We start from the raw sequence: 25,840 nt of genomic DNA on the forward strand, positions 1-25,840 counted from the left end.
ACAAGACCTGATGAGGGACCTCCTGTGACAGCGTTAAGTCAGTTATACCCACAGCCTTTATGGCAATGGTTCGAACAAATCTGTGCAATTCCCCACCCTTCCAAACATGAACAAGCACTCAGCCAACACATCCAAGCATGGGCTAAGAGTAAACAACTCGATGTCGTGGAAGATGCGGTCGGCAATTTAATCATTCGCAAACCCGCAACGGCCGGAATGGAAGATCGCAAAATCGTCGTGATCCAAGCTCACATCGATATGGTGCCGCAAAAGAATGCCGACAAAGTGCATGACTTTACCAAAGATCCTATCGAAGCCTATGTTGACGGTGACTGGGTAAAAGCCAAAGGCACAACCTTAGGCGCCGACAATGGTATTGGCATGGCGTCGGCCTTAGCGATTTTAGGTAGCGACGACATCAAACACGGCCCGCTGGAAGTGCTGCTCACAATTGATGAAGAAGCGGGCATGACAGGCGCCTTCGGCCTGCAAGCGGGTATGCTGGATGCTGAAATCCTGATCAACACCGACTCAGAGCAAGAAGGTGAAATCTACATGGGCTGCGCTGGCGGCGTCGATGCCCAGATCACTCTGCCTATGGTATGGCAAGCCTCGGAGCAAAGTTACGCATCATTTAGCCTGCATTTATCGGGCTTAAAAGGCGGTCACTCCGGGGTTAACATTCATTTAGGTCGCGGTAACGCCAACAAGCTTCTCGCGCGTTTCCTTTTTGAAAATGCTGATGAATTAGCGCTGGAATTAACCCAATTTACCGGTGGTTCACTGCGTAATGCTATCCCCCGTGAAGCCAATATCAGCTTTATGTTACCTCCAGAAAATGTCGATGCACTGAATGAAAAAGTACGTGCTTTTGAAGCCTTAGTCCGCGCCGAGCTGGCAATTGCCGACCCAGACATGTGTTTAGTATTGAGCGAAATCCCAACGCCCAAACGTGTGATGAGTGAAAACAGCCAAAACACATTGATCGACCTGCTACATGTATGCCCTAATGGCGTGATGCGTATGAGCGATGAAGTCGCGGGCGTGACAGAAACCTCACTCAACGTTGGCGTGATTAGCACTAACGATGAAGAAGTTAGCATTCTGTGCCTAATTCGCTCGCTCATCGATTCGGGCCGCAGCCAAGTTGAAGGCATGCTTAATGCGCTGACCAACCTAGCTGGCGCTGAAGTTGAATTCAGTGGCGCTTACCCAGGTTGGAAGCCAGATAACAGCTCACCCGTAATGGCGATTGTGCGTGAGACCTACGAGTCTATCTACCATAAAGAACCGGTTATCATGGTGATCCACGCGGGTCTTGAATGCGGTCTGTTCAAGAAGCCTTATCCAGAAATGGACATGGTGTCGATTGGCCCTACCATCCGTTATCCACATGGCCCAGATGAAATGGTCAATATCACCACAGTTGGTCAATACTGGGATCTGCTCCTTGCTGTACTAGAACGTATTCCCGCTAAAGGTGAATAATCACTCTAGGTGAATAGTCGCTAAGCAGACTTAAATAACAAAGGCCGCAGAGGGTTTACCAATGCAGCCTTTTTATGGCTTCTATTTGCGCACTGCGTAAGGCTGATTATCGCGTTAACTTACATAACTTAGCTAAGCTTAGCTAGGTTAGATTTATGCTGAGCCAGAGCCGCCCAGATTAGATAAACACTAAAACACAAAATCCAACTGCTTAGTTTCGCGTACCATGAGCGGCGAAAGCGTGTCTTTACTCTCGGCGAGTCCAACAGAAACCCCGAGTAACCGAATTCCACGGCCCTCTTGCCTAGCCATTGCTTGGCTCAGTAGCTCATAGAACATCACCACGGAGACCTCGTCACTACGATGCTCGATGGTGGTCTGTTTAAAATCATTAAATTTAAGTTTGACCACCTGCTTATGGATTTGCCTTCCCTTAGCGCTTCGCCCTAAACGGCTGGACAACTCTTGGATTAATCCCGGCATTACTTGCTGGCACTGCTCCAGCGTGTAAATATCCTGAGCGAGAGTGGTCTCAACGCCCACGGATTTGCGCTCGCGGCTCACTGAAATCCCACGATCATCGATGCCATGGGCCCGCTCGACTAACACAGCGCCAAACTTACCAAAACGGGCAATCAACTCTTGCTTAGGATAAGCCTGCACATCGGCGCAGGTATTTAAGCCTAGCGAAGACAGTTTCTCAGCGGTCACTTTACCGACTCCGGGTATTTTCCGCAGGGATAAGCTTTTAACGAACTCAGGCACCTCATCGGGTGGGATAACACATTGTCCATTGGGCTTATTTAAATCAGAGGCAACCTTGGCGAGAAATTTAATCGGCGCCACGCCCGCCGATGCCGTCAGCCCAGTTTCGGCCAAAATATCACGGCGAATCGCCTCGGCGATTAATGTGGCAGAGCCCTTAAACAGCTTACAATCGCTAACATCTAAATAGGCTTCATCGAGGGATAGCGGTTCGATTAACTCTGTGTATCGGGAAAATATGGCGCGAATTTGCTGCGAGACCTCTTTGTAGACCTGCATACGACCGGGAACGAGGATAAGATTGGGGCACAATTTCAGTGCGTAGCCCGTCGCCATGGCAGAACGCACGCCAAATTTGCGCGCCTCATAATTACAAGTGCTGATGACGCCACGCTGCACCCGACTGCCGCCGACAGCCAGCGGTTTACCGCGGTATTCGGGAAAATCCCGCATTTCCACCGCAGCAAAATAGCAATCCATATCGATATGAATGATTTTTCGCACCTTGCATTCCTCCGACACTCAAAATACTGTATATAAAAACAGTAATCAAGTGTCACTTATCAATTTGCCGTGGTGCTGTTTGCGCTTGGATTATAAACTCTCAAAAAACAAAGGGAGCCTTAAGGCTCCCTTGATTTGCAACGTTTTGAATTAAATCTTAAATTGCCCAATGTTACGGGTGAGTTCGTGAGTAGCTTGCTCAAATCCTTGCAAACTTTGGGATAAATCTTGGCTTGAGAGCAAAGACTGATCGGACAAACCACGTACGCTAACCACGTTCTGTGCCACCTCTTCAGCCACAACGGCCTGCTGGCCAATCGCGACGGTAATTTCCACCGTTTGCTGCTGAATCGACACAATGGCACTGGCGATATCACTTAAGGCTTGCTCCACTTGTGTGGTCAAGTCTTGCCCGACTCTTGCCTGCTCAACCCCAGATTCCATCACCTGCTCGGCTTGTAGCGCACTCTGTTGCAGGGTTTGGATAATGCCTTGAATGTTGGCGGTAGAATCTTGGGTACGAGACGCGAGGGTACGCACTTCATCGGCCACCACCGCAAAGCCTCGGCCCTGCTCCCCCGCCCGCGCCGCCTCGATGGCCGCATTGAGCGCCAGCAAGTTGGTTTGGTCGGCAATGTTACGGATCACGCTTAACACTTCGCCAATTTGCTCAGAGCTGCTACGTAACTCCTTGATGACTTTGGCCGCTTCAATCACTTGAACCGATAATGCCTTCATACCTTCGGTCGCACGGGACACAATTTGAGTACCGTCATGGGCTTGGGTTTGTGCCTTTTCAGCAAAATCATTCGCCCGCTGGGCGCTAATCGCCATTTCTTGGCTCGTCTGTGCCATTTGGGTGGCGGCCGTGGCCACTGAGTCGATTTGTTGTTTCTGCGATGACACCGAAGATACCGCTAAATCACACACTTGGCGCGCATCCATCACCCCAGTGCCCACCTCTTGGGTTAAGTTGCGAGTGTGCAGTAACATCTGCTGCACCTTTTCGGCAAAGCGATTGAAGGCATCACCCAACTTGCCTAACTCATCTTCGCGCTCCATTAAAATGCGTTGGGATAAATCGCTATCACCTTCGGCAATGTCTTCCATGGCATCGAGCAATTTGCCGAGCTGGCGTCTAAAGGGCAATAACATCAACCATACTGTGATGCCGACCAAGAGCATGATCCCTAAGGCAACAAAACAGGCATTCCAAAAGGCTTCGGTCACAGGCGCTTCAATCACCTCATGGGGCAACATAAAGGCTAAGTGCCATTTTTGCTTAGGATAATCACCGCCCACAGACACAAAGGTTACCCGCTGCGGTACACCGTTAAAGGTGACTTCGGCAAAGCCCTGTGCTTCGCGCTGCATTTGTTGTCTTAAGGCGGTAAAACCTGAGGTGTCCTTAAACTGGCTATCGATTTGATTCGCAAGTGAGCCAGGCGGGAATTTATCTGAGAATCCTGGGAAATAAACCAGCTTACCTTCATCTGTCATCAGGAAGGCTTGCCCATAGTTGCGGTATTTGATTGGCGCTAACAGGGTTTTACCTATGGTATCGATGAGAATATCCATACCACCAATCCCGATGAGTTCGCCATTGACACCATAGACTGGGGTTTTAACTGTGGCTGAAATAGAGCCATCGTTGGCATCGACCGCAGGATCGCCCACAAATAGGCCGTGCTGATCGATAGCCTCCTGCCACCAAGGACGCTTGTTAGTGTAATAGTTTGGATCGCCATCGAAACGGCCATTGAGGTCGAAATATTCGAAGGTATTCGCCGAGCCAAAGAACACTGACTTCACATCGCTATCACGGTCGGAGAACGAGCGGAAATAGCGAATAATATCTTGGTACTGTTGATCGTTTGCTAAGTTACTGCCACGGGCATGATATTGGCTAAACCAATGAATCAGCCCTGGCTCGGCAAAAACCGAGTGGATCACTTGCCCTTTAGCAACAAAGTAACCACCAATCTCATTGGCCTTGAGAGCCACAAGCGCCGAAATGTCCGCATCCACTTGCTTACGTGTGTTATTACTTTCTTTATTCACGAGCAAAGCGGCAACTAAAGTAAGAAGTACAGCGAGGGCACCGACGATAGTTACCACTAACTGCAAACTAAGAGAACGTTTTATATATCTCATCCATCTTCCCGTCTGGTTAACCAACCACTTAACAAAAAATCCTGCAAAAACAGTTTCACACGGTAACAATTTTTACCAGCCAACAACAGCCGAAATGATGAGAAAAAACGTAAACAAGTATTTGTAAAGAATAGACATTAGCAAAATAACAGGAATCGCTAAACAATCGACATCCATCAGAAGATCCAATTGCGATAGCGATTTTTTACAGAGTGTTAGACTAAATACTCAAAATCCAAAAACAAAGGCCAGTCATTTAGTGACTGGCCTTTGTGCTTAAGCTGCGTAAGCTGGCGTGGTTACATCTTAGTTTGCAGATAATTCGGTAAACCAATTCGGTCAATCAAACCGAGCTGTTTTTCTAACCAATACATGTGGTCAGATTCGGTGTCGTCGAGTAACACTTCTAAGATCTCACGGGTTTGATAATCTTTTTTCGACTCACACAGGGCAATCACCTTACGCAGATCATCGGCGACCTTATATTCATAGGCCAAATCGTTACGCAGCATCTCTTCAACGTTTGAACCAATGTTGAGCGCTTCCCGTGCGGCCACATTCGGCACGCCTTCGAGGAATAAAATACGCTGTACCAGTTTGGCCGCATGGCCCTTTTCATCATCCGACTCATGGGCAATACGCTCATAGAGTTCGTTCAGGCCCCAGTCTTCGTACATATGGGCATGCACAAAATACTGATCCATCGCCGATAACTCTCCCGTTAGGAGTCGATTCAACGCGTCGATGACTTCTTTATCACCTTTCATATTCAGCTCCTATGACTCACTAATTTGCGATTGAAGATAGTTTTGAATGCCGGTTAAGCTGATCAGCTCCTGCTGTGACTCGAGCCAATCTAAATGCTCTTCTTCATCTTCAAGGATATCTTCGAGCAGATCGCGACTCACATAATCCTGCTCCGCCTCGCAAAGGCTTATGGCATCCCGTAACAGTGTGAGTTGTTCCTGCACCATGGCCAAATCGCAATCCAGCATCTCTTGGGTGTGCTCGCCAATACGCAGTTTTTCGAGTTGTTGCAGATTCGGTAATCCCTCTAAAAATAATACCCGCTCGATAAGTTTATCGGCGTGTTTCATATCTTGGATGGATTTCTTATATTCGACGTGATCTAGCTTCTCGAGACCCCAATGCTTGAACATTCTAGCGTGGAGAAAATATTGATTAATGGCCGTTAACTCACAGGTAAGCACCCGGTTGAGTTGTCCCACCACTTTAGGATGACCTTTCATAAGTAACTATCCTTGATATGAGTGAAAGATTGATCTAAATCAAGCTTCTAGCCTAGTACAGTTTTCAAGCCAACTCAAATTTTCTTTATTTTTCACAAACTTAAAGATGAAAAGCATTCTCATTATCGCTTAGATTAGCCAGCTATCCTCCTCATATATCAAGGATTAATTTTATGGGTACGCTCAGCAGGTAAGTAAATTCTCTTTCTTGCAGTTATAAATACCGCTCATCAACTGATTAGCATAATCCGCGTTACTCATCCCTTCGTGAACTTGCACTTTCCAGAACGAAATCGACTCTTTAAACCTCTGCTGCGCTAAAATCGAGGCAAAAAAATAGCCTCCAGAGGAGGCTATTTCAGTTGAAGCGGATAATTAAATGATCCTGTCTTTCGTCAACTTCTCACGGCGCGCTTCTTCTGCGGCCATACGACGCTTACGCTTGTCGCAGGGATCATCACAATCGCAGGCTTTTTCAATCCCTAATACACCTAAACCGCCACAGCTTCCTTCAACGGCTTTGCGCTTGATGAGATAACCTATCGACATAAGCAAAAAGAACAGTAATAAAATCACAAATGCCGCGATAAAAGTGCTCATGTTAACTCCAACTACTTAAGGAAAGGCTTGAAGGCGTCACTGTAGTAGACTTTAAATCCTTCGCCTTGCTTTTCTATTAGCATTATCGCCAAGTGTTCTTTCTTGGCAAGCTCCAATGACGCTTCTGTGCCTAAAACCATCATCGCCGTCGCAAAACCATCGGCCGTCATACATTCCTTATGCAAAACGGTCACAGATGCTAGCTTATGATTAATAGGCAAACCGGTACGTGGATCAATTATATGAGTAAAACGCTGACCTTCTTCCTCATAATAATTGCGATAATCCCCCGACGTTGCCATCGCCATAGTGCCAGGCTCAATCACCTGCTGCACCGCCATGCCATCATCGGTCGGTTTCTCTATTGCGACGCGCCACGAGCTACCATCGCCTTTAGTACCCTTAATGCTCAGCTCACCACCAATTTCGACTAAGTAACCGCTTGCATGGTACTTATCTAAAATCGAGGCCACTTTGTCCACGCCAAAACCTTTGGCGATTGAAGACAAGTCCACATATAAATGCGCATTGTGCTTGCTTAAGCGATTGCCTTCGATAGAAAGCTCACTGATACCCGTTTTGGCTTTAGCCGCATCGATATCGGCTTGAGTCGGCACTTTGGTTGGGCGCTTATCGGGGCCAAATCCCCATAGGTTCACCAGCGGCCCTAGGGTAATGTCTAAGGCTTTGTCCGTCACGTTATATAAACGCATGCCTTCTTTAACCACTTTAATGGTATCAGGCGACACTTCAACGCTCTGCTCAAGCGGTAACTGGTTGAAACGAGACAGTTCTGAATTGGGTCGATAGGTCGACATCTGGTTATTGACTTGCTCTAGGGCTAAGTCAATTTCGGCCTGCAACAGCTGGGCCGTCGGCATCTGCTCATTGGGAACCACTTTAATGTGGTAGGTCGTGCCCATTGTGCTGCCCGCGAGGGAGATAACCTCATCCTGTTTGCTACAGGCTGAAATAAAAAAGGCTAGACCTACAAGGACCAGCCAGCTCACTGAATGCTTTAACACTGAGGTTTTTAACACTGGGGTTTTTAACGCTAGGGTTTTAAACATAGTGACTAACAACTCTTTTGGATGCCCTTTAATGCAAAAGTTGCAGATGAGAGCTTTACTCCACATCTGCAACTCTTCTCACCTTGGGCTAATTCACATTAGCCGCCGAAGTCATCCAACAGGATGTTTTCGTCTTCGACACCAAGATTTTTCAACATACCGATCACGGCCGCGTTCATCATTGGAGGTCCACACATGTAGAACTCACAATCTTCTGGCGCTTCATGGTCTTTCAGGTAGTTTTCATACAGTACGTTATGGATGAAACCTGTGTAACCATCCCAGTTGTCCTCAGGTTGAGGATCAGACAGGGCCACATGCCATACGAAGTTGTCGTTTTCAGCCGCTAGGCCGTCAAAGTCTTCCACGTAGAACATTTCACGCTTAGAACGTGCACCGTACCAGAAGCTCATCTTACGCTTAGACTTCAGACGCTTCAGTTGGTCGAAAATGTGTGAACGCATTGGTGCCATACCCGCACCACCACCGATAAACACCATTTCTGCATCGGTATCTTTCGCGAAGAATTCACCGAATGGGCCAGAAATCGTCACTTTATCGCCAGCCTTCAGGCTCCAAATGTAAGATGACATCTTACCGCATGGTAAGCTCAAGTTACGTGGAGGTGGCGTCGCGATACGCACGTTCAACATGATGATGCCAAACTCTTCTGGGTAGTTAGCCATTGAGTAAGCACGGATGGTTTCTTCGTCAACTTTAGATTCTAACTTGAAGAAGCCAAAGTGTTCCCAGTCACCACGGTACTTTTCAGGTACGTCGAAATCAGCATATTTAACATGGTGTGCAGGCGCTTCGATCTGGATGTAACCACCCGCACGGAACGGAACAGATTCACCATCAGGAATTTGCAGCTTCAGTTCTTTAATGAAGGTCGCCTTGTTATCGTTAGAGATAACAGTACATTCCCACTTCTTAATACCGAAGATTTCTTCGTCAAGCTCGATTTCCATGTCGTTCTTAACGTTCACCTGGCAAGACAGACGGCAACCTTTACGGGCGTCACCCTTGCTGATGTGATCTAATTCTGTTGGCAGAATATCACCGCCGCCAGACTTCACCACTACGCGACATTGGCCACAAGAACCACCGCCACCACAGGCGCTCGATACGAAGATACCGCTGTTCGCCAGCACACCTAACAGCTTGCCACCGGCACCGGTTGTAATCGCTTTTTCAGGATCGTCGTTGATGCCGATCGTGATGTCACCGCTAGACACTAGCTTAGATTTAGCGAATAAAATCACTAACACTAAGACCAGGACGATAGCAGTAAACATACTCACACCGAGGTAAACCTCGAGCGGAGTAGATTTAAAAATACCAAGAATATCCATTAACTTATCCTTAGAAGGTCCAATTCAAGAAGCCGTTTGGTGTCTCTTACAGAGACACACCAGAAAACGACATGAAACCTAAGGCCATTAAACCAGCAGTAATAAAGGTAATACCTAAACCACGCAGGCCATTCGGCACATCGGCATACTTCAGCTTCTCACGGATACCGGCCATCAATACGATAGCTAATGCCCAACCTACTCCAGAGCCGAAACCAAACACCACACTTTCGCCCAGCTTGTAGTCACGCTCAACCATGAATGATACCGCACCGAAAATCGCACAGTTCACAGTGATCAGAGGTAAGAAGATACCTAGCGCGTTGTACAAAGGAGGAAAGTACTTATCCAGTGCCATTTCCAGAATTTGAACTAAAGCCGCAATCACACCGATAAAGGTAATGAATTTCAAGAAGCTAAGGTCAGCTTCAGGTGCACCAGCCCAAGCCAGTGCGCCAGGTGCTAACAGCCCTTGGTAAATAACTTGGTTAGCAGGAACAGAGATAGTTAACACTACAACTACCGCAATCCCTAGGCCCATCGCGGTAGTCACTTTCTTCGATACCGCTAAGAAAGTACACATACCTAAGAAGAAGGCCAGTGCCATGTTTTCAATGAAAACAGAGCGAATTAACAGGCTAATATAATGTTCCATCTCAAATTACCCTTTTGCTTCAACTTGCTCTGGCTTATAGGTACGAATAATCCAAATCAGAATACCGATCAGGAAGAACGCACTTGGCGGCAGTAATAACAGACCGTTTGGTTGATACCAGCCACCTTCAGAGATCTTGTGCAGGATTTGAACACCGAACAGAGAACCGTTACCAAACAGTTCACGCACGAAGCCAACAGCTAACAGAATCGCACCGTAACCTAAACCGTTACCGATACCATCCATAAAGCTCATCATTGGCGGTGTTTTCATCGCATAGGCTTCAGCGCGACCCATTACGATACAGTTCGTAATGATAAGGCCCACGAATACCGATAACTGCTTAGAAATCTGATAAGCATAAGCCTGCAGCAATTGGTCAACCACGATTACCAGAGAGGCAATAATGGTCATCTGTACGATAATACGTACGCTGCTAGGAATATGGTTACGGATCATTGAGATAAACAGGTTAGAAAACGCTGTTACCGCAGTTAATGCCAACGCCATTACCAGTGCAGTTTCGAGCTTGCTCGTTACCGCTAACGCACTACATACACCAAGTACTTGTAATGCAATCGGGTTGTTGTTGACGATAGGTCCAGTCAGAACCTGTTTCAGTTCTTTAGCGTCAGACATTAGCTGAGACCTCCATTGCGTGCTTTTTCAATGAAACTCGCAAAACCTTCTTTACCTAACCAGAATGTCAGAGAGTGTTGAACACCGTTACTGGTAAGAGTCGCGCCGGATAATGCATCCACACCGTATTCAGTGCTAGCAACGGCTGGGTTTTTAGTTACGCTGATAGCAATGTTACCTTGCTCATCAAATAACTTCTTACCGTGCCATTTCGCTTTCCACTGAGCGTTTTGGACTTCACCACCAAGACCAGGGGTTTCACCTTGCTCGTAGTACACTAAGCTTTGGATCGTGTTCAGATCAGCATCTAACGCGAGGAAAGCATACATAGTCGACCACAGGCCATAACCATGAACTGGCAGGATCACGCTGGTTAACTTACCTTGTTCGTCACGCACTAAATAAACAACTGCATCTTCAGCAACACGCTTAACAGAAGCGATGTCGTTTTCAGGTACAAATGAGGTTTTCACATCGCGAGACGCTTTGCGTTGATCGAATGTGTTGGCATCAACACCTTCAACCCAATCACCGGTTTTTAAGTTAACTAACTTAGCTTCGATGTGCTTGCTGTAAGTATCCAAAATCTGAGCTTTGGTTACTTTGCCCGCTTTCGTGTCAATCAGACCCGCAGCTTCGAGGATGTACTTTTGCTTATCAAGCAGCTTATTTTCTGCTTGAGTTGGGCGCAGTAATACTGCCGCAGTCGACACGAATATCGCACAAATTAGACATAAGCCAACGACGATAAATAACGTTCTGCCGAACGAATCTTTATTACTAGCCACGAGCAATCCTCCGCTTGATATTTGCCTGAACCACGAAGTGGTCGAACAATGGCGCGAACAAGTTAGCAAACAGAATCGCTAACATCATGCCTTCTGGGAATGCAGGGTTAATCACGCGGATAAACACAGCCATTGCACCAATCAAGATACCGTATGCCCATTTAGCTTGGTTAGTGAACGACGCCGACACTGGGTCAGTCGCCATAAACATCATGCCAAATGCAAAACCACCTAACACTAAGTGCCAGTACCAAGGCATTGCAAACATTGGGTTAGTGTCGCTACCGATCACATTTAACAGTGTAGAGATAGCAATCATACCGACCATCACGCCGCCAACGATGCGCCATGAAGCGATACGGGTATAGATGATAACCAGACCACCTAACAGAATCGCCAGAGTCGATACTTCACCCACAGAGCCAGGAATGAAACCGAAGAACGCATCCCACCAGTTTTGGTTGAATGTGTAATCTAAAGTACCCGCTGCCGCTTGGCTCAGAGCCGTTGCACCAGAGTACCCGTCAGCCACAACCCATGAAGTGTCACCAGACATGTTCAGTGGGTAAGCGAAGAACAGGAAGGCACGACCGGCTAATGCTGGGTTTAAGAAGTTACGACCAGTACCACCGAACACTTCTTTAGCCACAACCACACCGAAGGTGATACCTAAGGCCACCATCCACAATGGGATAGTTGCAGGCAGGGTTAACGCGAACAGGATAGAGGTAACGAAGAAACCTTCGTTAACTTCGTGGCCACGGATAGCGGCAAACAGCACTTCCCAAATACCACCCACGGCGAAGGTCACCGCGTAGATAGGCAGGAAGAAACAGGCGCCGTACCACATCAGTGCTGGCCAGCCAGAGTTGGCGGTCAGTTCGGTACCGAACATGCCGAACAGGCTCACTTGCCATACGTCAGGCGTTGCAAAACCCGCGATTAGCGCAAGTTGTGCTTGCAGACCTACGTTGTACATACCCACGAACATCGCTGGGAAGGCACAGGCCCAAACCGTGATCATCATACGTTTCAGGTCGATGTTGTCGCGAACGTGGGTTTTACCCTTGTTCACTTTACCTGGCGTATAAAAAATGGTGTATGCCGCTTCGAAGAGGGCATAAAACTTTTCGTATTTACCGCCTTTTTCAAAGTCGGGTTCAATACGTTCGAAAAAATCTTTCAAGCTCATTAGCCTTCCCTCTCGATCGTATCTAAACAGTCACGCAAATATGAACCGTAGTCATATTTGCCTGGACATACGAACGTACACAGTGCGAGATCTTCTTCATCCAACTCTAACGCGCCTAAAGTGGCAGCACCGTCAAAGTCACCTGAGATCAGGTCACGCAGCAACATAGTAGGAAGAATATCCAATGGCATTACACGCTCGTAGTTGCCAATTGGCACCATAGCGCGGTCTGAACCACCAGTGCTCGTTGTCATGTTGAACAGACGAGAAGCGCTTAAGTGGCCAAGGAATGCACGGGTAATAGAGTATTTGTTTGAGCCTGGTAACACCCAACCAAAGAATTCTTTTTCAGTGCCTTCTTCTAACAGACTCACCTGCGCGTGGTAACGACCTAAATATCCTTGAGGACCTACAGCAGTACGGCCATTCAGCACAGAACCTGAAACAACACGTACGTTACCATCTAAGGTTTCGCCCGCGGTCAGTTCAGTCGTGCTTGCACCTAAAACAGTGCGAACCAAACGTGGCTTAGCCGCTTTAGGACCGGCAATCGCGACCACGCGTTCGGTATTCAGTTGACCGGTAGTAAATAGCTGACCAATGGCTATTACATCTTGGTAACCGACATGCCAAACAGTACGTTTTGCAGAAGCTGGAAGTAGGAAATGGATATGAGTACCAACAAGACCCGCAGGGTGAACACCGGCAAATTCTTCAACTTGGGCATTAGCGGCAGGAATATCGGCGCCAGGCGCTTTACAAAGGTAAACTTTACCTTCGGTAAGTCTTGCTAAGACCTTAAGACCATTAGCAAAATCTTCTTTATGCTCACGGATCACTACAACAGGATCGGCGGCATGGGGTTGCGTATCAATCGCGGTTACAAAAATACCAGCGGCAGAAGAATCTACGGCAGGCACTTTGCTGAAAGGACGTGTACGCAATGCAGTCCATAAGCCTGATTCGATCAGGTTGTCACGGACCAGTTGCGAGTCTAGCGTATCGAGAGCAGTGGCGTCATACTTAGCAAAGGCAACGCTTTCGTTCCCTTCTACTTGAATAACAACAGACTGCAGCACACGCTGGGCGCCCCGGTTAATGTCTAATATAGTACCACTGGCTAAAGCCGTATATTTTACGCCAGGATTTTTCTTATCTTCGAAAATCACCTGACCTTTTTGTACTTTATCGCCCACTTTGATCTTCATCGTTGGACGTAAGCCAATATACTCTTCACCCAAAGTAGCTACATGTTTAATGGCTGGGCCATTATGGATAACTTGCTCTGGTCCGCCTGCTATAGGCAGTTCCAATCCTTTCTTAATTGTAATCATATCCACAAGCACTACGTTTTGAAGGAAAGACAATGCGCCGCGTTCCTGCTAAATACTGAGGTTTTAAACAAAACCTACTGCATTGAGCTAGCGCAGATTTATCACAGAAATGCGATCGCAATCACGCTGGTCGCGCGCATTTTACCCCAATTGCCGTGGCATCGCCACGAAAATTATAGGTGATTTCAAACCTCAAATAAGGATTTAAAAGAATCATGCGCTACAGCGTTCACCTTCCGACCGAGTGAGGGCTCAGAAAGAGAAAATATTACGGTCGTCAAATACTATAACATTAATTTTAAAAGAAATAATTTAGCGAAAGGTCGATACCTCTTTATGGCGAGGATTAACACGACCTTTTTGCTTTCCCCTTGAATAATCTTTAAACAAGATTTAATTCAGTTTAAAAACGCCATTGATAACCCAAATAGCTGATCCGTCCATTTTCAGACCGAATTCCGCTATTTGATGCTGTGGTGACTAAGGACTCATCGAGTAGGTTTTCGACGCGAATATACAACCTATGGTGTTTATCAAAATCATAGTTTGCCGCTAAATCGACCCGCCATTGGCCCGAAACCTGTTGCAGTTCGCTGCCAAATTGGCTGAAATTCCGCTCCGATTGATAGGCCGCCTCAAGATTTAGTTGATATTCGCCATAGTTAACCCCCGCACTCAATTGCAATTGATGCTCGGGTAACCAAGCCAATCTCTCTCCCTCTAGAACACAGCCTTGAACATCGGTGCAAGTGCTGGTTTGATACTCGGCGCTAAGATATTGATAATTTAGCCCTAAGGGTAGCTCTACCCCACCCAGATCCCAGCGATAGCCAAGGCCAAGTTCTACACCATAGGTGAGCACATCGGGAATATTCTCTTGGGTTAACAAGCGTTCATCGGCGCACATCGAATAGCTATCGCAGTCCACATGTAAATTATCGAACTCTTGCACATAGGCCCGTAAATCCGCTTTTATCCCCTCGCGCGCATATTGGGCGCTCACTTGATAGTGGAGCGACACCTGAGCCTCTTGGGTGGTATTCCCCGCGCTTGCCGCAGTCCAGGCACGACGGATATCGGTACTAAAACGCCAATCGCCTGCATCATAGAGAACACCTAATTGCGGCATCCAATCACTATCGGAGAAATCCGCTTCATCCAGCCCCGCGAACGCTTGCTTCACTTCACGATTAACACTCACATGCTCGTAAGTAAGCCCTAACTTGATTTGCATGCCTTGCCAACGGAATAACGAATCGATGGCCGACGTCAGCGCAGTGGCATCATCGGTAAAAGCAAACAGGGCGTTTGACTCATCAGCCATCAGACTTCTATCCGCTTGCCATAACACCGTTTGCTCGCCAAAGTGCATTTCGGCCTTATCCGTATGATAACGAGCGCTGTAAATAATTTGATGTTCGCCATATTGGTTTATGGCTTGGGTCTGGGCGCCAAAGGCGCTGTAATCGTTGTCTTGGACGAGCAGAGCGACATCATTAGCATCCGCGGTTGGCGCACGGTCAAAGGCGGCGATGTCCGCAAGCGTTGCAGCATCAATCTCTTGCCCATTAAACAAGCCAAGTTGGTTCAGTTGTTGTGAATAGGACTGATAGTAGAAGTCAGTGATCACTTTACTGCCGCCTAAATCCACTTGGTGTGATAGCTGATACTTGTGCTGCCGCCCCTGGTGTTTATCTTGTGCCGTTGCCGAATATAAGAGTAAGGGATCCTGTTGCCAGTCCGCTGCCGTGATACCAAGCTGTGAGCGATAACTGTCATCATCGATAAATTGGTAGTTAAATTCTGTTTGCTGCGGACTACGAGCCCCGAGCAAACTGGCTGCGTTGACCTTAAACAGCAGGTCAGTTTTTTTTCTGTCGGCATCACTGCCGTTGAAAAAGTTTGCATCACCTTGTTCTTGAAGATAATTCGCCGCGAATAAGGCTCCATATTCCTTTTGCTTAACACCCCATGTCATGCCGGCATTGAAGTCGGAATCCGTCGCCCCTTCAACCTGAAAACTACCAGACTGAGGTTGGTCGGCAATTTCAAGGCTCTGGTAATTCACCACCCCAAAGGCCCCCTGCCCGCCTACCGTCATATTTGCCAGTGGTGTACTCGTGACATTTTGTTGTAGTAAAAGTTTAGGCAGTAGCTGCAACTGCGGCGCCGAATATGGTGCGGGTGAGAAGTACACCCTATCTTGCATCACAGCCACACCTTGGCTGGCGGAGCGCATACTGATATTCGTACTGTTTCCGCTGTGGTCGGCTCGCAATAAAGTTAGGCTGTTTAAGTAACTCAACTGCATTCCATCATCACTGGAGTGATACTGGTTATTGAGTTCAATCAGATCGAGCGTATGAGAATGGAGCGGGTTTGCATTAAGTGTATTAGGGTAAACACAGGAAACCGCAAGCGCGGTCAGCGACATCACAAAGTAGCGACTGGACATACCAAGCTCCCAAAAGTGTTTGTTAGCGTACGGCGTTTTTGTTGTTATTTTGTAAAATAGCTGAATTTACTCGAAAAAAAAAGCGACGAATGTCGCTTTCTTGACGCTAACACTTTGAACCTCGCTAGCGCAGAATGCGCTAGCCCAGCAAAGCTTAGAGTTGACCTAAGATCTCATCGCTGAGTTTTAAGTCGTCGTTGCGGTTAACACTCACGCCTGCGGCGATAATGTTACGGGCAATATCTTGGGCTTGTTCTAACGAGTGCATCTGATAAGTGCCACATTGATACTCGTTAAGCTCAGGAATTTCAGATTGCTCAACCACTTTGAGCACATCTTCCATAGAGGCAAGCCATGCATCGGCCACTTGGCGCTCGCTAGGCGAGCCAATCAGGCTCATGTAGAAACCAGTGCGGCATCCCATTGGTGAAATATCAATAATTTCAACATCGCTGCCATTAAGATGATCACGCATAAAGCCCGCAAACAAATGCTCTAGGGTATGGATACCGCGCTCGCTGAGGATATCTTTATTCGGTGCACAAAAACGCAGATCGTATACGGTAATGGCATCGCCTTTGGGGGTACTCATATGTTTGGCAACGCGCACGGCTGGCGCATTCATCCGTGTATGGTCAACGGTAAAGCTATCAAGTAATGGCATAGGGCTCTCCAAATTCTTAGGGCGATACAACCGCTATCGGTTTATGGGCGCAAGCATAACACCAAATGGATTCGGTCGATAACAAGATAATGTAAGATGAAATCATCTCATATCAATCAGACGCTAATATGAACATTTTGTTCAAATTAGCAGCATTAGTGCTGGCGCTGCTGGCTGTAAGCATCCTCTGAAATCTTATGATACTCACGCACCCCTTGCTCATAGGCATGGTAAGCGCGGTACACTTTGCGCATCATAGGATCCTGCTCCGCTTGCTCTTCAATGACCTGCTGTGAAATACGTTCAAGCTCACTAAGCACCTCCGGCGGGAATGCCTTCAGCACCACACCCTCGTCTTTTACTAAGGTTTCAAGGGCGGTCACGTTACGCGTGGTGTATTCGTCCAACATATCTTGATTGATAGCACGCGCAGCGCCTTTGACTATGGCCTGCAAATCTTCGGGCAGGCTCTCAAAGGCGGCTTTATTGATCAAGAACTCCATATTAGAGCCTGGCTCATGCCAGCCGGGATAATAGTAATATTTGGCGACTTTATGTAAGCCAAAGGCAAGGTCATTCACTGGCCCAACCCACTCAGCCGCATCAATCGACCCCGTTTGCAAAGCGCCATAAAGCTCCCTGCCCGCCATATTAACGGGAACGGCACCGACACGTTTCAGCACTTCGCCCCCGAGGCCAGGCATACGGATCTTCAAGCCTTTAAAGTCGGCAATGGTATTGATGGGTTTATTAAACCAGCCGCCCATTTGCATACCCGTATTGCCACCCGCTAAAGGGATAATACCAAAGGGGCGATAGACTTCCTCCCACAGAGCCATGCCGCCACCATAATGCAGCCAGCCGTTCATCTCTTGGGCCGTCATACCAAAGGGGATAGAAGAAAAAAACTGTGAGGCGGGCGCTTTCCCCTTCCAATAATAGGAGGCGGCGTGGGCCATCTGCACTTTACCTTGGCTCACCCCGTCGAATACCGCAAAGGCAGGCATGAGTTCACCCGCGCCATACACATGAATTTGCAAACGACCATGGGACATGTCGTTCACCAGCTTAGCAAAACGCTCAGGCGCCATGCCTAAACCAGCGAAGTTTTTCGGCCACGACGTGGCTAAGCGCCACTCAATCACCTCTTTGGCGGGAGCCGAGTCAGGATGAGGCGATGCAGAAATCTGTTCGGTCTGTGAAGGCGCAGGATTACACCCACCGAGTCCAATCAGTAATACCGCAAGCAATAGACTCCCCAAATGACGCATCAAACCTCTCCCTGAAGACAAATAACCAGTTAACAGTATGAAAATTAGCGTTCTTTTATCGAACGCTGAACGCTTAATACTGCTGAAATAAAACATATTGTTAACACATAAAGTTAGGGAGGGAAACCCAATAATTTCCTCTATTTGACCTAAAACAAAAAAGCCACGTTGATAACGTGGCTTTTATAAAATCAGGGGCGCAATTAACCGCGGCAATTTGGCGTTTTAGGCACTTCAACATCCTTAGCCCATTCACTCTGAGTGAAGGTATGGATAGAAAGTGCATGCACACCGTTCGCTAATTCATCGGCTAAACAATTGTTTACCAAACGATGGCGGGCAAGTAAGCGAAGGCCTTCAAATTCATCACTGACGACAACCACTTTAAAGTGAGTCTCTGAATTTGGCGGAACATGGTGACGATGGCTTTCGTTAAGGACTTCTAAATGAGTTGGCGAGAAGCTTTCGGTCAGCTTCTTATCAATGGTCTGTGCCACTGTGCCCTGCGAATGGGTATTGGACATATTCAAATCTCAACATGGGAAAATCCAGTGGCCGCAGAGTACTGCTTCAAGTACAAAAGATCAAATCCCAACGTTAGCTTTGCGGCTTTAAACTGAGCCAATTTAACAACAGTATGAAATGATTTAGCTTTCAATCAGCCATGATAATTAACAATCAATTGCCTAAAAGTGTAGTTCCAGCGGGGCTCCTTAACCTTTAAGCGCTTAGGCACGCTATGTAACCAATCTTGCTGCATTGGCCAGTGCATAATCAGTAAGTCACCACTGTGCAGGCTAATAGTGTATTTCACCTTGCTGTGTTTATGTTTAATCACAAAATCCCGCGAGGCGCCAAGGCTGATAGAGGCGATATCACTGCCGCAAGCAATCTCGGGCTCATCATCGCTGTGGGCGCCCATGCAATCTTGACCATCGGCATAGCGATTCACTAACACACCATTGCTGCCTAGTCCAAAATCCCGCTGCAGTTTGTCGCGCAATTTTTGCAAATACTTAGGCCAAGGCAGAGCACGAATAAATAGCCCTGAATATAAGTAGTCGCATCCCGCATCGCCATACCAAACCTGCAGCCTTGGAATAGCATGATATTCCCCAAACACTTGAATTTGTGGGCGACTCAGCGGGTAAGATTCGGCCTCCTTGAGCAAGGCATGTTGCTGCGCCACATTCAAATAATCCCTAACTAAGGTGATAGGCGGCTCGACCAGTGTCTCACCTTGATGATGGGCGCAAGACATGCCGCTATCAGCTTCAATATTGACCTCAGGCTCGAGTCCTAAATCGACTTGTTTCATGCAGCACCTTATTACGACTGACGACGTGATTGACCCCGCTCAATTAACCATAAATGCGTAAGCGGATACACAACCTCAGGCAAGCATCGCACGATGAGGGGAAATCTGCGATAATCTGCGCCTTATTTTTATTGGCAGCATTTTTATTGGCGCCGTTTTTATTGGCATAGTACAAAGATGACGACACAATTTTCAGTGGCAGGGATTGAGCTTGAACTATTTCGCTACCCCGCTTCGCAGGAATCCAATCTCCAAGCTTGGGATGCGGCAGACGAGCATTTGATTAACACCCTAGTCGAAGGCGGACAAACCGCAGTGCCAACGGCCATTATCAACGACAGCTTTGGTGCCTTAAGCTGTGCCCTATCGCGGCTCACTCCCGATTGGCCACTAAATGTCGAAACCGATGCCAGAACCAGTTTTTTAGGTGCAGAGCAAAATCATCATCGCAATCAGTTGCCTATGGATAACCTCACCTGGTTTACCAGTCGCTATGCCTTGCCAGGCGATATCGCCCTCGTGTTGATGAAGCTGCCTAAAAACCTCACTTACTTTGCCCACCAGCTAATGCGCTTATCCCAAGTGTTGCCCGCGGGCTGCAAAGTGTTGGTTGGTGCAAAAGCCAAGTCAATCAACGCCAGCTTATTGGAAGTCTTTGCCAAATACTTAGGGCCAGCGAGCGCCAGCCTCGCGTGGAAGAAAACCCGCGTCATCACCTGTATTAGCGATGGTAAGCCACGTGCCTTGCCAAAGGAAATCACTTGGGATATTCCCGAATTTAATCTCCACATCAGTAATTTAAGCAATGTGTTTGCCGCCAATAAACTCGATATCGGCGCACGCATTATGTTGGATAACCTCCCTCAGGGCGATTTTAAAACAATTGTCGACCTAGGTTGTGGTAATGGCGTGCTCGGTCTGCGTGCCGCCCAGTTATACCCAAATGCCGATATCCATTTTATTGATGATTCCGAAATGGCTGTGGCCTCGGCAAAAGCTAACTGGGCAAACAACCAACTCCCCGCACAAAAAGGCCATTTTCATTGGGATGATTGTATGACCCATTTACCCGATGGAGTCGAACCCGATTTAGTGCTCTGCAACCCGCCCTTCCATCAGGGTGAAGCGATTACCGATCATATTGCTTGGCAGATGTTTTTAGACGCGCGTCGCCGACTCAAAAATGGCGGCATTTTACATATAGTGGGTAATCGCCATTTGGCTTACCACGTGAAATTGCAGCGTTTATTTAAAAACTGCACTACTGTTGCCTCCAACGGCAAATTTGTGATCCTGCAAGCGCAGAAATAACCGCTTTAGCTCAGCAAAGATAGGGCAAAATCATGGCGCTATCTTTGCTCTCTCTTTTCATTCCAGCATCAGCGCATACTGAATAACGGCTTTTCGCTAGCCGTCCCCCTAAGTTGTCAGTACAATCTTCGGCAGCAAATGCATAAAAGTGAGTCACTTAGACTTTTATGCCCCATGGATATGGAAAGCATATTTAGGATATAGAGATGCCGTTAAAGGATGACGTTGACCAACTCAAGGCAGAATTGGCGCAGTTAAAACTGCAGCACCTGTCGCAGCAATCTTCACTCAGCCGCCAACTGGCAGAATTCTCGGCCAAGCTCGACAGCCTCAGTCTTCAGCTTGAGCAGCAAGACAATGGCCCTCTCACCACCCCATCCGCGAGTGTGGACGATATCACGGCGCCATTCGGCACGACGATGGATTCAGGGTATGAGCGCGTTTCACTGCAATCTGAAGATCTTACCCCCCATATCCAACCACAAATGCCCGAGGCAAATCCTTGGCAAGACGACCCTTGGCAGCGCCACGCAAAGGCTCCCTCAAAAGCCATGCATTCACCTGAGGATTCGCAGCAGGATGATTCGCAGAAAGATAAGGCCTTTTCTCAGCAAGCCGGACTTGAAGTGGGTGTGCAGGCCACCAGTCAGTTAGAGACCATATTATCCCAAGGCGTTGCCGCAATAATGGCGCCATTTGCGGCCATCTCTGAACAGGTCAAAGGCTTTTATCAGCATTATCAAGCTAAGGGCTTAGGCCCAGTGTTTTTGATGACAGTCGCGGGCATCATCACCCTGACCCTAGGCTTTGGTTATCTACTGCAATATTCCATTAACCATTGGTTTTCCGAACTCGGCAAAGCCCTGCTGGGTTTTGGCTGCGCCAATGCGATTATTGCGGGCGGGATTTTTATCCGCCAAAAAAGGGCGGGCATGGCCGACTTTGGCTCTGGGATTGTCGGATTAGGCCTCATCCTAAACTATCTCTGCGCCTATTTTATTGGCCCTTACTTTGAGATTATCCCCAATAGTGCCAGCTTTATCCTGCTGCTATTGATAACCTTAGCGGGCTATGGCCTGTCGATGCGGCTCGATGCCAAGATCATAGCCGTCATTGCCTTAGTCGGCGGCTCGATGGCACCTATGATGCTGCTATCCCAAAGCTATGCGCCGCTACTGTATATTCCCTATCTACTACTGATTGGTGCGGGCGCCCTCGCCCAAAGCCGTAAATTACACTGGCCATTACTGCTGGAAATCACCGCCTTCCTGCATATCGCCTGCATCGAAGCCTTCAGCTATTTTGTCGATTTACCGCTCACCCAATGGGGTGGCGCTGCAGTGCTCGCCCTAGTAAGCATTAACGCACTGTTTTATCTCTATGGTCTATATGGGTTTATGGTGAATCCTTCAACGACCTCACTCAGCCATAGAGCCCTAGTTCTGCCGATAGCCCTGCTGGCATTTGCTCTCTTCGAAATCACCCAATTTACGCCATTTGCCGGGGAGATTTTTATCGCCAACGCACTCATCTGTGCGGGCTTATACGTTAAGCTCAAGTTTCGACTCGCCCCGCCCCAGCGCAGTCTCTTATTAGTCTTTGGCGGCAGTTTTGCCGCTTTTGCCGCCCTTTATCTGTTAAGCCATGATTTTCTCGGATTAGTGCTTATCCTCGAAGCATTGCTGCTGCTCTGGATTGGCCTTAAGGAAAAACTGATTTCGGTACGTGCCGAAGCCTATGTGTTATTGCTGACAGGGCTGATGCTCAATTTATATGCAGTGCTGACAGGTTTTTCCCTGCTCGGACTTGGCGAGCAAACGCCGGTGGCGGCACTTGGGTTCCCGCTGCTCACCTTAGCCTTAAGCGCGGCGGCCCTACTATTTGTTATCCGCCAAATTGGCAATGATGAGTTGCCACTGTCACGGCTCGAGCGGCAACTGAGCTATTTACTCAAAGAGTTACTCAGCGGTTTTTATGCGGCGACCCTTTTGCTGGCGGCTTTCCTTGTCAGCAGCGATTATTATCTCGCCATCATCCCGCTCGTGAGTCTGTTGCTGTTGTATTTAAGTGGTAAAGACAAGTTGATGGTCAGCGAGTTTGCCGCTTGGCTCTTGCTACTGCCACTCTTATTTACTGTGGTTGAAGGCGTGACCCTTACTGACAGCCTGAGCTTTAGTGCGCAGCCACTGATGGCCAAGCTGGCACGCATCGAATTGTTCGCCGCCATGCTGCTGGCCCACTATTGGTATCGTAAGCATTATCCAAGTTCGCTGTTCGCCCAAGCCGCCAAGCAGATACAGCTCGGCTGTTATCTGCTACTGCCGCTGATGTTATTGCCTAAGGTAATACGCAGTTATTGGGAGTTTACCGCGGTTGCACTCTGGCTCAGCAGTTTGTTCAGCCTCGCCCTTGCCTATTTTATCAAGCATAAAGCCCTCGAGATTGAAACCAAGATTTTGACTTGGCTGGCAATACTCACCACCGCCAGCTTGTGCCTGTTTGAAGTTTGGCAAGGGCTTATCGCACTGCTGATTGGCGCCCTAGTCATGGGCTTTGTACTGCTGCGTTATCGCAAGCTTGCCCAGCCTTGGGCATCACTGCTAACCCTGCAATGGCAACTTAGCCCTTATTATTTCGCGCTAGTGCTGGCCGTATTGGTCTATGGATTTAACCGCGTTGATGTAGTGGCATGGTCGATGACGGCTTTAGCGCTGAGTGGCTACTTTGCCCTCTTGATCCAAAGACGCACCAAACATGGCGCCGTGCAAACAGGATTAATAGCGCACATAGCCATAGAAACCCAAGCCGCGGTGCGCTCAAGCTACAGCATGGCCTACGGGCTTTGTCTGGGGCTCGCGCTATTGCCGATAATGCTGCACTTTGAGTTGTCACTAAGACTCGATCTGAATAACCTGTTATTGATCCTCTGTGAATTGATGGCATTAGCCCTGCTCGCGCTACTTATCTTGCGCCGCGGCGTCGCTATTCGTTTGCATCAGCGTTTCTTACCACTGCAGTGGCTCAAATGGGGCTGGCACGGGTTGCTCGCACTGAGTTATCTCACCTGGAGTTATGCGTTCGATAACATTATTGCCGCACCACTCAGTGCCATTTTACTCGTCGTGCATGGCAGCGTGTTGATGTTTATCAGCCTAAAACCCCAGCATGCAGATATGATCCGCCTCGCCGCCGGACTCTTTACCTTAGCCACACTCAAAGTGTTATTGCTGGACATGGCATCCTTCGAGCTAGTGCAAAAGGTTATCGCCTTTATGGTGATAGGGGTGATCTTACTGACCGTATCTTACTTCTATCAAAAGGCGCGTAATCGCCTACAAGAAGCAAACCAATAAGTCACCAGTAATGCAAAGCAAAAGGCCGCTAACAATAGCGGCCTTTTCATTCAAATAATCAATCTACTAGGGCGTATTGACGTTTCAGGGTTATTTTTGCAGCAATTTGGCTGGCTTTTATGCAAGGTAAAGTCCGTTCTGTGTAGTTATTCTACATAAACGGACGATAACGCAGCAGAAACGCCAGCCAAATGCTGCCCGAAGGGTTCGTCTGGCAAGCCCTTGCTCTTACTTTCTGTCATAAGAGCCGCTCGTCATTTGAGTAGAATAACTACACATCATTCCTCGTTTCGCGAGCACGTTCTTGCCAGAACGAACAAAATCTAATCTCGAAACGTCAACACGCCCTAATTTAAGCCAAGGCTTTTTCTAGCGCCTGCGCCACATCGGCAATAATATCGTCGATATGTTCAATGCCAACGGAGATTCGAATTAAGTCCTCAGACACCCCGGCTCTGGCAAGCTCGTTCGCATCCAACTGTCTGTGGGTGGTGCTCGCGGGATGGCAGGCCAGCGACTTGGCATCACCAATGTTCACTAAGCGCAAAATCATCTGCAGCGCGTCGATAAACTTGCCGCCAGCGATTTTCCCCTCCTCGGGAGTGGCCGCTTTAATCCCGAAACTGATGATCCCAGAGGCTTTACCGCCAGTGATTTTTTGGCAATTTTCACGATACGGGCTGCTCGGCAAAGCGCCGTAATTCACCCAACTGACCGAAGGGTGCAGTATCAAGTATTCGGCCAATGCCAAGGCATTCGAGCAGTGACGCTCCATACGTAGGCTCAAGGTTTCCAGCCCTTGTAGCAGCAAAAATGCACTGTGGGGTGAAAGCGCCGCCCCAGTATTACGCAGTGGCACCACGCGGCAACGTCCAATAAAGGCTGCGGCGCCAAAGGCTTCGGTATAAACCACGCCATGGTAAGAAGGATCAGCTTGATTGAGCAAAGCAAAGCGTTCTTTGTTGGCCACCCAATCGAACTTGCCCGAATCAATAATCACACCGCCAATCGTCGTACCATGGCCGCCAATGTATTTGGTCAATGAATGGATAACGATATCGGCGCCATGTTCAAACGGGCGACATAAAACAGGGGTGGCGACAGTGTTATCGACGATTAAAGGCACGCCGTGTTTATGGGCTATCTCGGCTAAACGTTTAAGGTCAACAATATTGCCGGCAGGGTTACCGATGGACTCACAGAATAGCGCCTTGGTCTTAGCATCGATTAAAGCATCGAGCTCTTCAAAGTCATCGAAGGCTGCCATCCGCACTTCGACTCCTTGGCGCGGCAGCGTATGGGCAAACAGATTATAAGTGCCGCCATAGAGTTGGCTGGTACTGACAATATTGTCACCCACCTGAGTAAGGGCTTGAATCGCATAGGTAATGGCTGCCATTCCCGAGGCAACAGCGAGTGCACCTATGCCGCCTTCAATGGCCGCAAGCCGCTGCTCGAGCACGCTGGTCGTCGGGTTCATAATCCGCGTGTAGATATTGCCTGCGACTTTTAAGTCAAATAAATCAGCACCATGTTGGGTATCATCGAAGGTGTAGGAAGTGGTTTGATAAATAGGTACCGCAGCGGCTTTCGTGGTCGCCTCTGATTCATATCCGTGGTGTAACGCCAGTGATTCAAGTTTCATCTTTGTGTCCTTCCCCAATAAATTCCCCA

General features: G+C 48.1%; 21 protein-coding genes. 3 read left to right on the plus strand and 18 right to left on the minus strand.

Annotated elements, in window-relative coordinates:
* Positions 1-24 precede the first annotated feature (24 nt).
* Complete coding sequence (locus CBX96_RS13570; protein ID WP_109287044.1) at positions 25-1,488, plus strand: aminoacyl-histidine dipeptidase; 1,464 nt, start codon at positions 25-27, stop codon at positions 1,486-1,488.
* 189 nt (positions 1,489-1,677) lie between these two features.
* Here the strand turns inward: CBX96_RS13570 and dinB are convergent, their stop codons facing one another.
* From dinB to CBX96_RS13655, 17 genes are all read right to left on the minus strand, one after another.
* Positions 1,678-2,757: a DNA polymerase IV gene (dinB, locus tag CBX96_RS13575; RefSeq protein WP_109287045.1), complete on the minus strand. Its 1,080-nt coding sequence runs from the start codon at positions 2,755-2,757 to the stop codon at positions 1,678-1,680.
* A 150-nt stretch (positions 2,758-2,907) separates the two neighbouring features.
* Positions 2,908-4,911 carry a methyl-accepting chemotaxis protein gene (locus tag CBX96_RS13580; protein WP_109287046.1) on the minus strand — a complete coding sequence of 668 codons (2,004 nt, stop codon included), beginning with the start codon at positions 4,909-4,911 and terminating at the stop codon, positions 2,908-2,910.
* Between the two features lie 299 nt (positions 4,912-5,210).
* The gene (gene bfr / locus CBX96_RS13585; RefSeq protein ID WP_011625412.1) at positions 5,211-5,678 is read right to left on the minus strand and encodes a bacterioferritin; all 468 of its coding nucleotides are present in this window, start codon (positions 5,676-5,678) and stop codon (positions 5,211-5,213) included.
* A 9-nt stretch (positions 5,679-5,687) separates the two neighbouring features.
* Complete coding sequence (gene bfr, locus CBX96_RS13590; RefSeq protein WP_011621736.1) at positions 5,688-6,161, minus strand: bacterioferritin; 474 nt, start codon at positions 6,159-6,161, stop codon at positions 5,688-5,690.
* A 375-nt stretch (positions 6,162-6,536) separates the two neighbouring features.
* Entirely contained in the window at positions 6,537-6,761 is a 225-nt protein-coding gene (gene nqrM, locus CBX96_RS13595) for a (Na+)-NQR maturation NqrM (RefSeq protein WP_007645837.1), read from the minus strand.
* 11 nt (positions 6,762-6,772) lie between these two features.
* Positions 6,773-7,831: an FAD:protein FMN transferase gene (locus CBX96_RS13600; protein ID WP_089068993.1), complete on the minus strand. Its 1,059-nt coding sequence runs from the start codon at positions 7,829-7,831 to the stop codon at positions 6,773-6,775.
* 98 nt (positions 7,832-7,929) lie between these two features.
* Positions 7,930-9,186, minus strand: a complete 1,257-nt coding sequence (gene nqrF, locus CBX96_RS13605; protein ID WP_011621734.1) for an NADH:ubiquinone reductase (Na(+)-transporting) subunit F — start codon at positions 9,184-9,186, stop codon at positions 7,930-7,932.
* A gap of 46 nt (positions 9,187-9,232) precedes the next feature.
* Positions 9,233-9,841, minus strand: coding sequence for an NADH:ubiquinone reductase (Na(+)-transporting) subunit E (nqrE, locus tag CBX96_RS13610; RefSeq protein WP_006080469.1), 609 nt, complete (start codon positions 9,839-9,841; stop codon positions 9,233-9,235).
* A 6-nt stretch (positions 9,842-9,847) separates the two neighbouring features.
* A complete protein-coding gene (locus CBX96_RS13615) occupies positions 9,848-10,480 on the minus strand; it encodes an NADH:ubiquinone reductase (Na(+)-transporting) subunit D (RefSeq protein ID WP_011621733.1) in 633 nt (210 codons plus the stop codon).
* Positions 10,480-11,268, minus strand: a complete 789-nt coding sequence (locus CBX96_RS13620) for a Na(+)-translocating NADH-quinone reductase subunit C (RefSeq protein WP_011621732.1) — start codon at positions 11,266-11,268, stop codon at positions 10,480-10,482. Before CBX96_RS13620 ends, CBX96_RS13615 begins: the two co-directional genes overlap by 1 nt.
* Positions 11,261-12,460 (minus strand): NADH:ubiquinone reductase (Na(+)-transporting) subunit B, encoded by a 1,200-nt coding sequence (locus CBX96_RS13625; protein ID WP_011716068.1) that lies wholly within the window; start codon positions 12,458-12,460, stop codon positions 11,261-11,263. Before CBX96_RS13625 ends, CBX96_RS13620 begins: the two co-directional genes overlap by 8 nt.
* Entirely contained in the window at positions 12,460-13,794 is a 1,335-nt protein-coding gene (locus CBX96_RS13630) for a Na(+)-translocating NADH-quinone reductase subunit A (RefSeq protein WP_109287073.1), read from the minus strand. Before CBX96_RS13630 ends, CBX96_RS13625 begins: the two co-directional genes overlap by 1 nt.
* A gap of 403 nt (positions 13,795-14,197) precedes the next feature.
* Positions 14,198-16,249, minus strand: a complete 2,052-nt coding sequence (locus CBX96_RS13635) for a TonB-dependent receptor domain-containing protein (protein WP_109287047.1) — start codon at positions 16,247-16,249, stop codon at positions 14,198-14,200.
* A gap of 154 nt (positions 16,250-16,403) precedes the next feature.
* Entirely contained in the window at positions 16,404-16,913 is a 510-nt protein-coding gene (gene luxS, locus CBX96_RS13640; protein WP_109287048.1) for an S-ribosylhomocysteine lyase, read from the minus strand.
* 155 nt (positions 16,914-17,068) lie between these two features.
* On the minus strand, positions 17,069-18,184 hold the full coding sequence (locus tag CBX96_RS13645; RefSeq protein ID WP_109287049.1) for a TRAP transporter substrate-binding protein: 1,116 nt from the start codon (positions 18,182-18,184) through the stop codon (positions 17,069-17,071).
* Between the two features lie 203 nt (positions 18,185-18,387).
* The gene (locus tag CBX96_RS13650; RefSeq protein WP_109287050.1) at positions 18,388-18,708 is read right to left on the minus strand and encodes a BolA family transcriptional regulator; all 321 of its coding nucleotides are present in this window, start codon (positions 18,706-18,708) and stop codon (positions 18,388-18,390) included.
* Between the two features lie 134 nt (positions 18,709-18,842).
* Positions 18,843-19,445 (minus strand): alpha-ketoglutarate-dependent dioxygenase AlkB, encoded by a 603-nt coding sequence (locus tag CBX96_RS13655; RefSeq protein WP_375136847.1) that lies wholly within the window; start codon positions 19,443-19,445, stop codon positions 18,843-18,845.
* 234 nt (positions 19,446-19,679) lie between these two features.
* On the opposite strand from CBX96_RS13655, the gene CBX96_RS13660 reads away from it, so the two are divergent.
* Together CBX96_RS13660 and CBX96_RS13665 are read left to right on the plus strand one after the other, a co-directional pair.
* A complete protein-coding gene (locus tag CBX96_RS13660; RefSeq protein ID WP_109287052.1) occupies positions 19,680-20,813 on the plus strand; it encodes a methyltransferase in 1,134 nt (377 codons plus the stop codon).
* Positions 20,814-21,019: 206 nt separating this feature from the next.
* Positions 21,020-24,166 carry a DUF2339 domain-containing protein gene (locus CBX96_RS13665; protein ID WP_109287053.1) on the plus strand — a complete coding sequence of 1,049 codons (3,147 nt, stop codon included), beginning with the start codon at positions 21,020-21,022 and terminating at the stop codon, positions 24,164-24,166.
* 352 nt (positions 24,167-24,518) lie between these two features.
* Here CBX96_RS13665 and CBX96_RS13675 read toward each other — a convergent pair whose 3' ends face one another.
* Positions 24,519-25,811, minus strand: a complete 1,293-nt coding sequence (locus CBX96_RS13675) for an O-acetylhomoserine aminocarboxypropyltransferase/cysteine synthase family protein (protein WP_023268366.1) — start codon at positions 25,809-25,811, stop codon at positions 24,519-24,521.
* Positions 25,812-25,840: the final 29 nt, after the last annotated feature.

The sequence above is a fragment of the Shewanella sp. BC20 genome (genome assembly GCF_003129585.1).
Lineage (GTDB): Bacteria > Pseudomonadota > Gammaproteobacteria > Enterobacterales > Shewanellaceae > Shewanella > Shewanella seohaensis.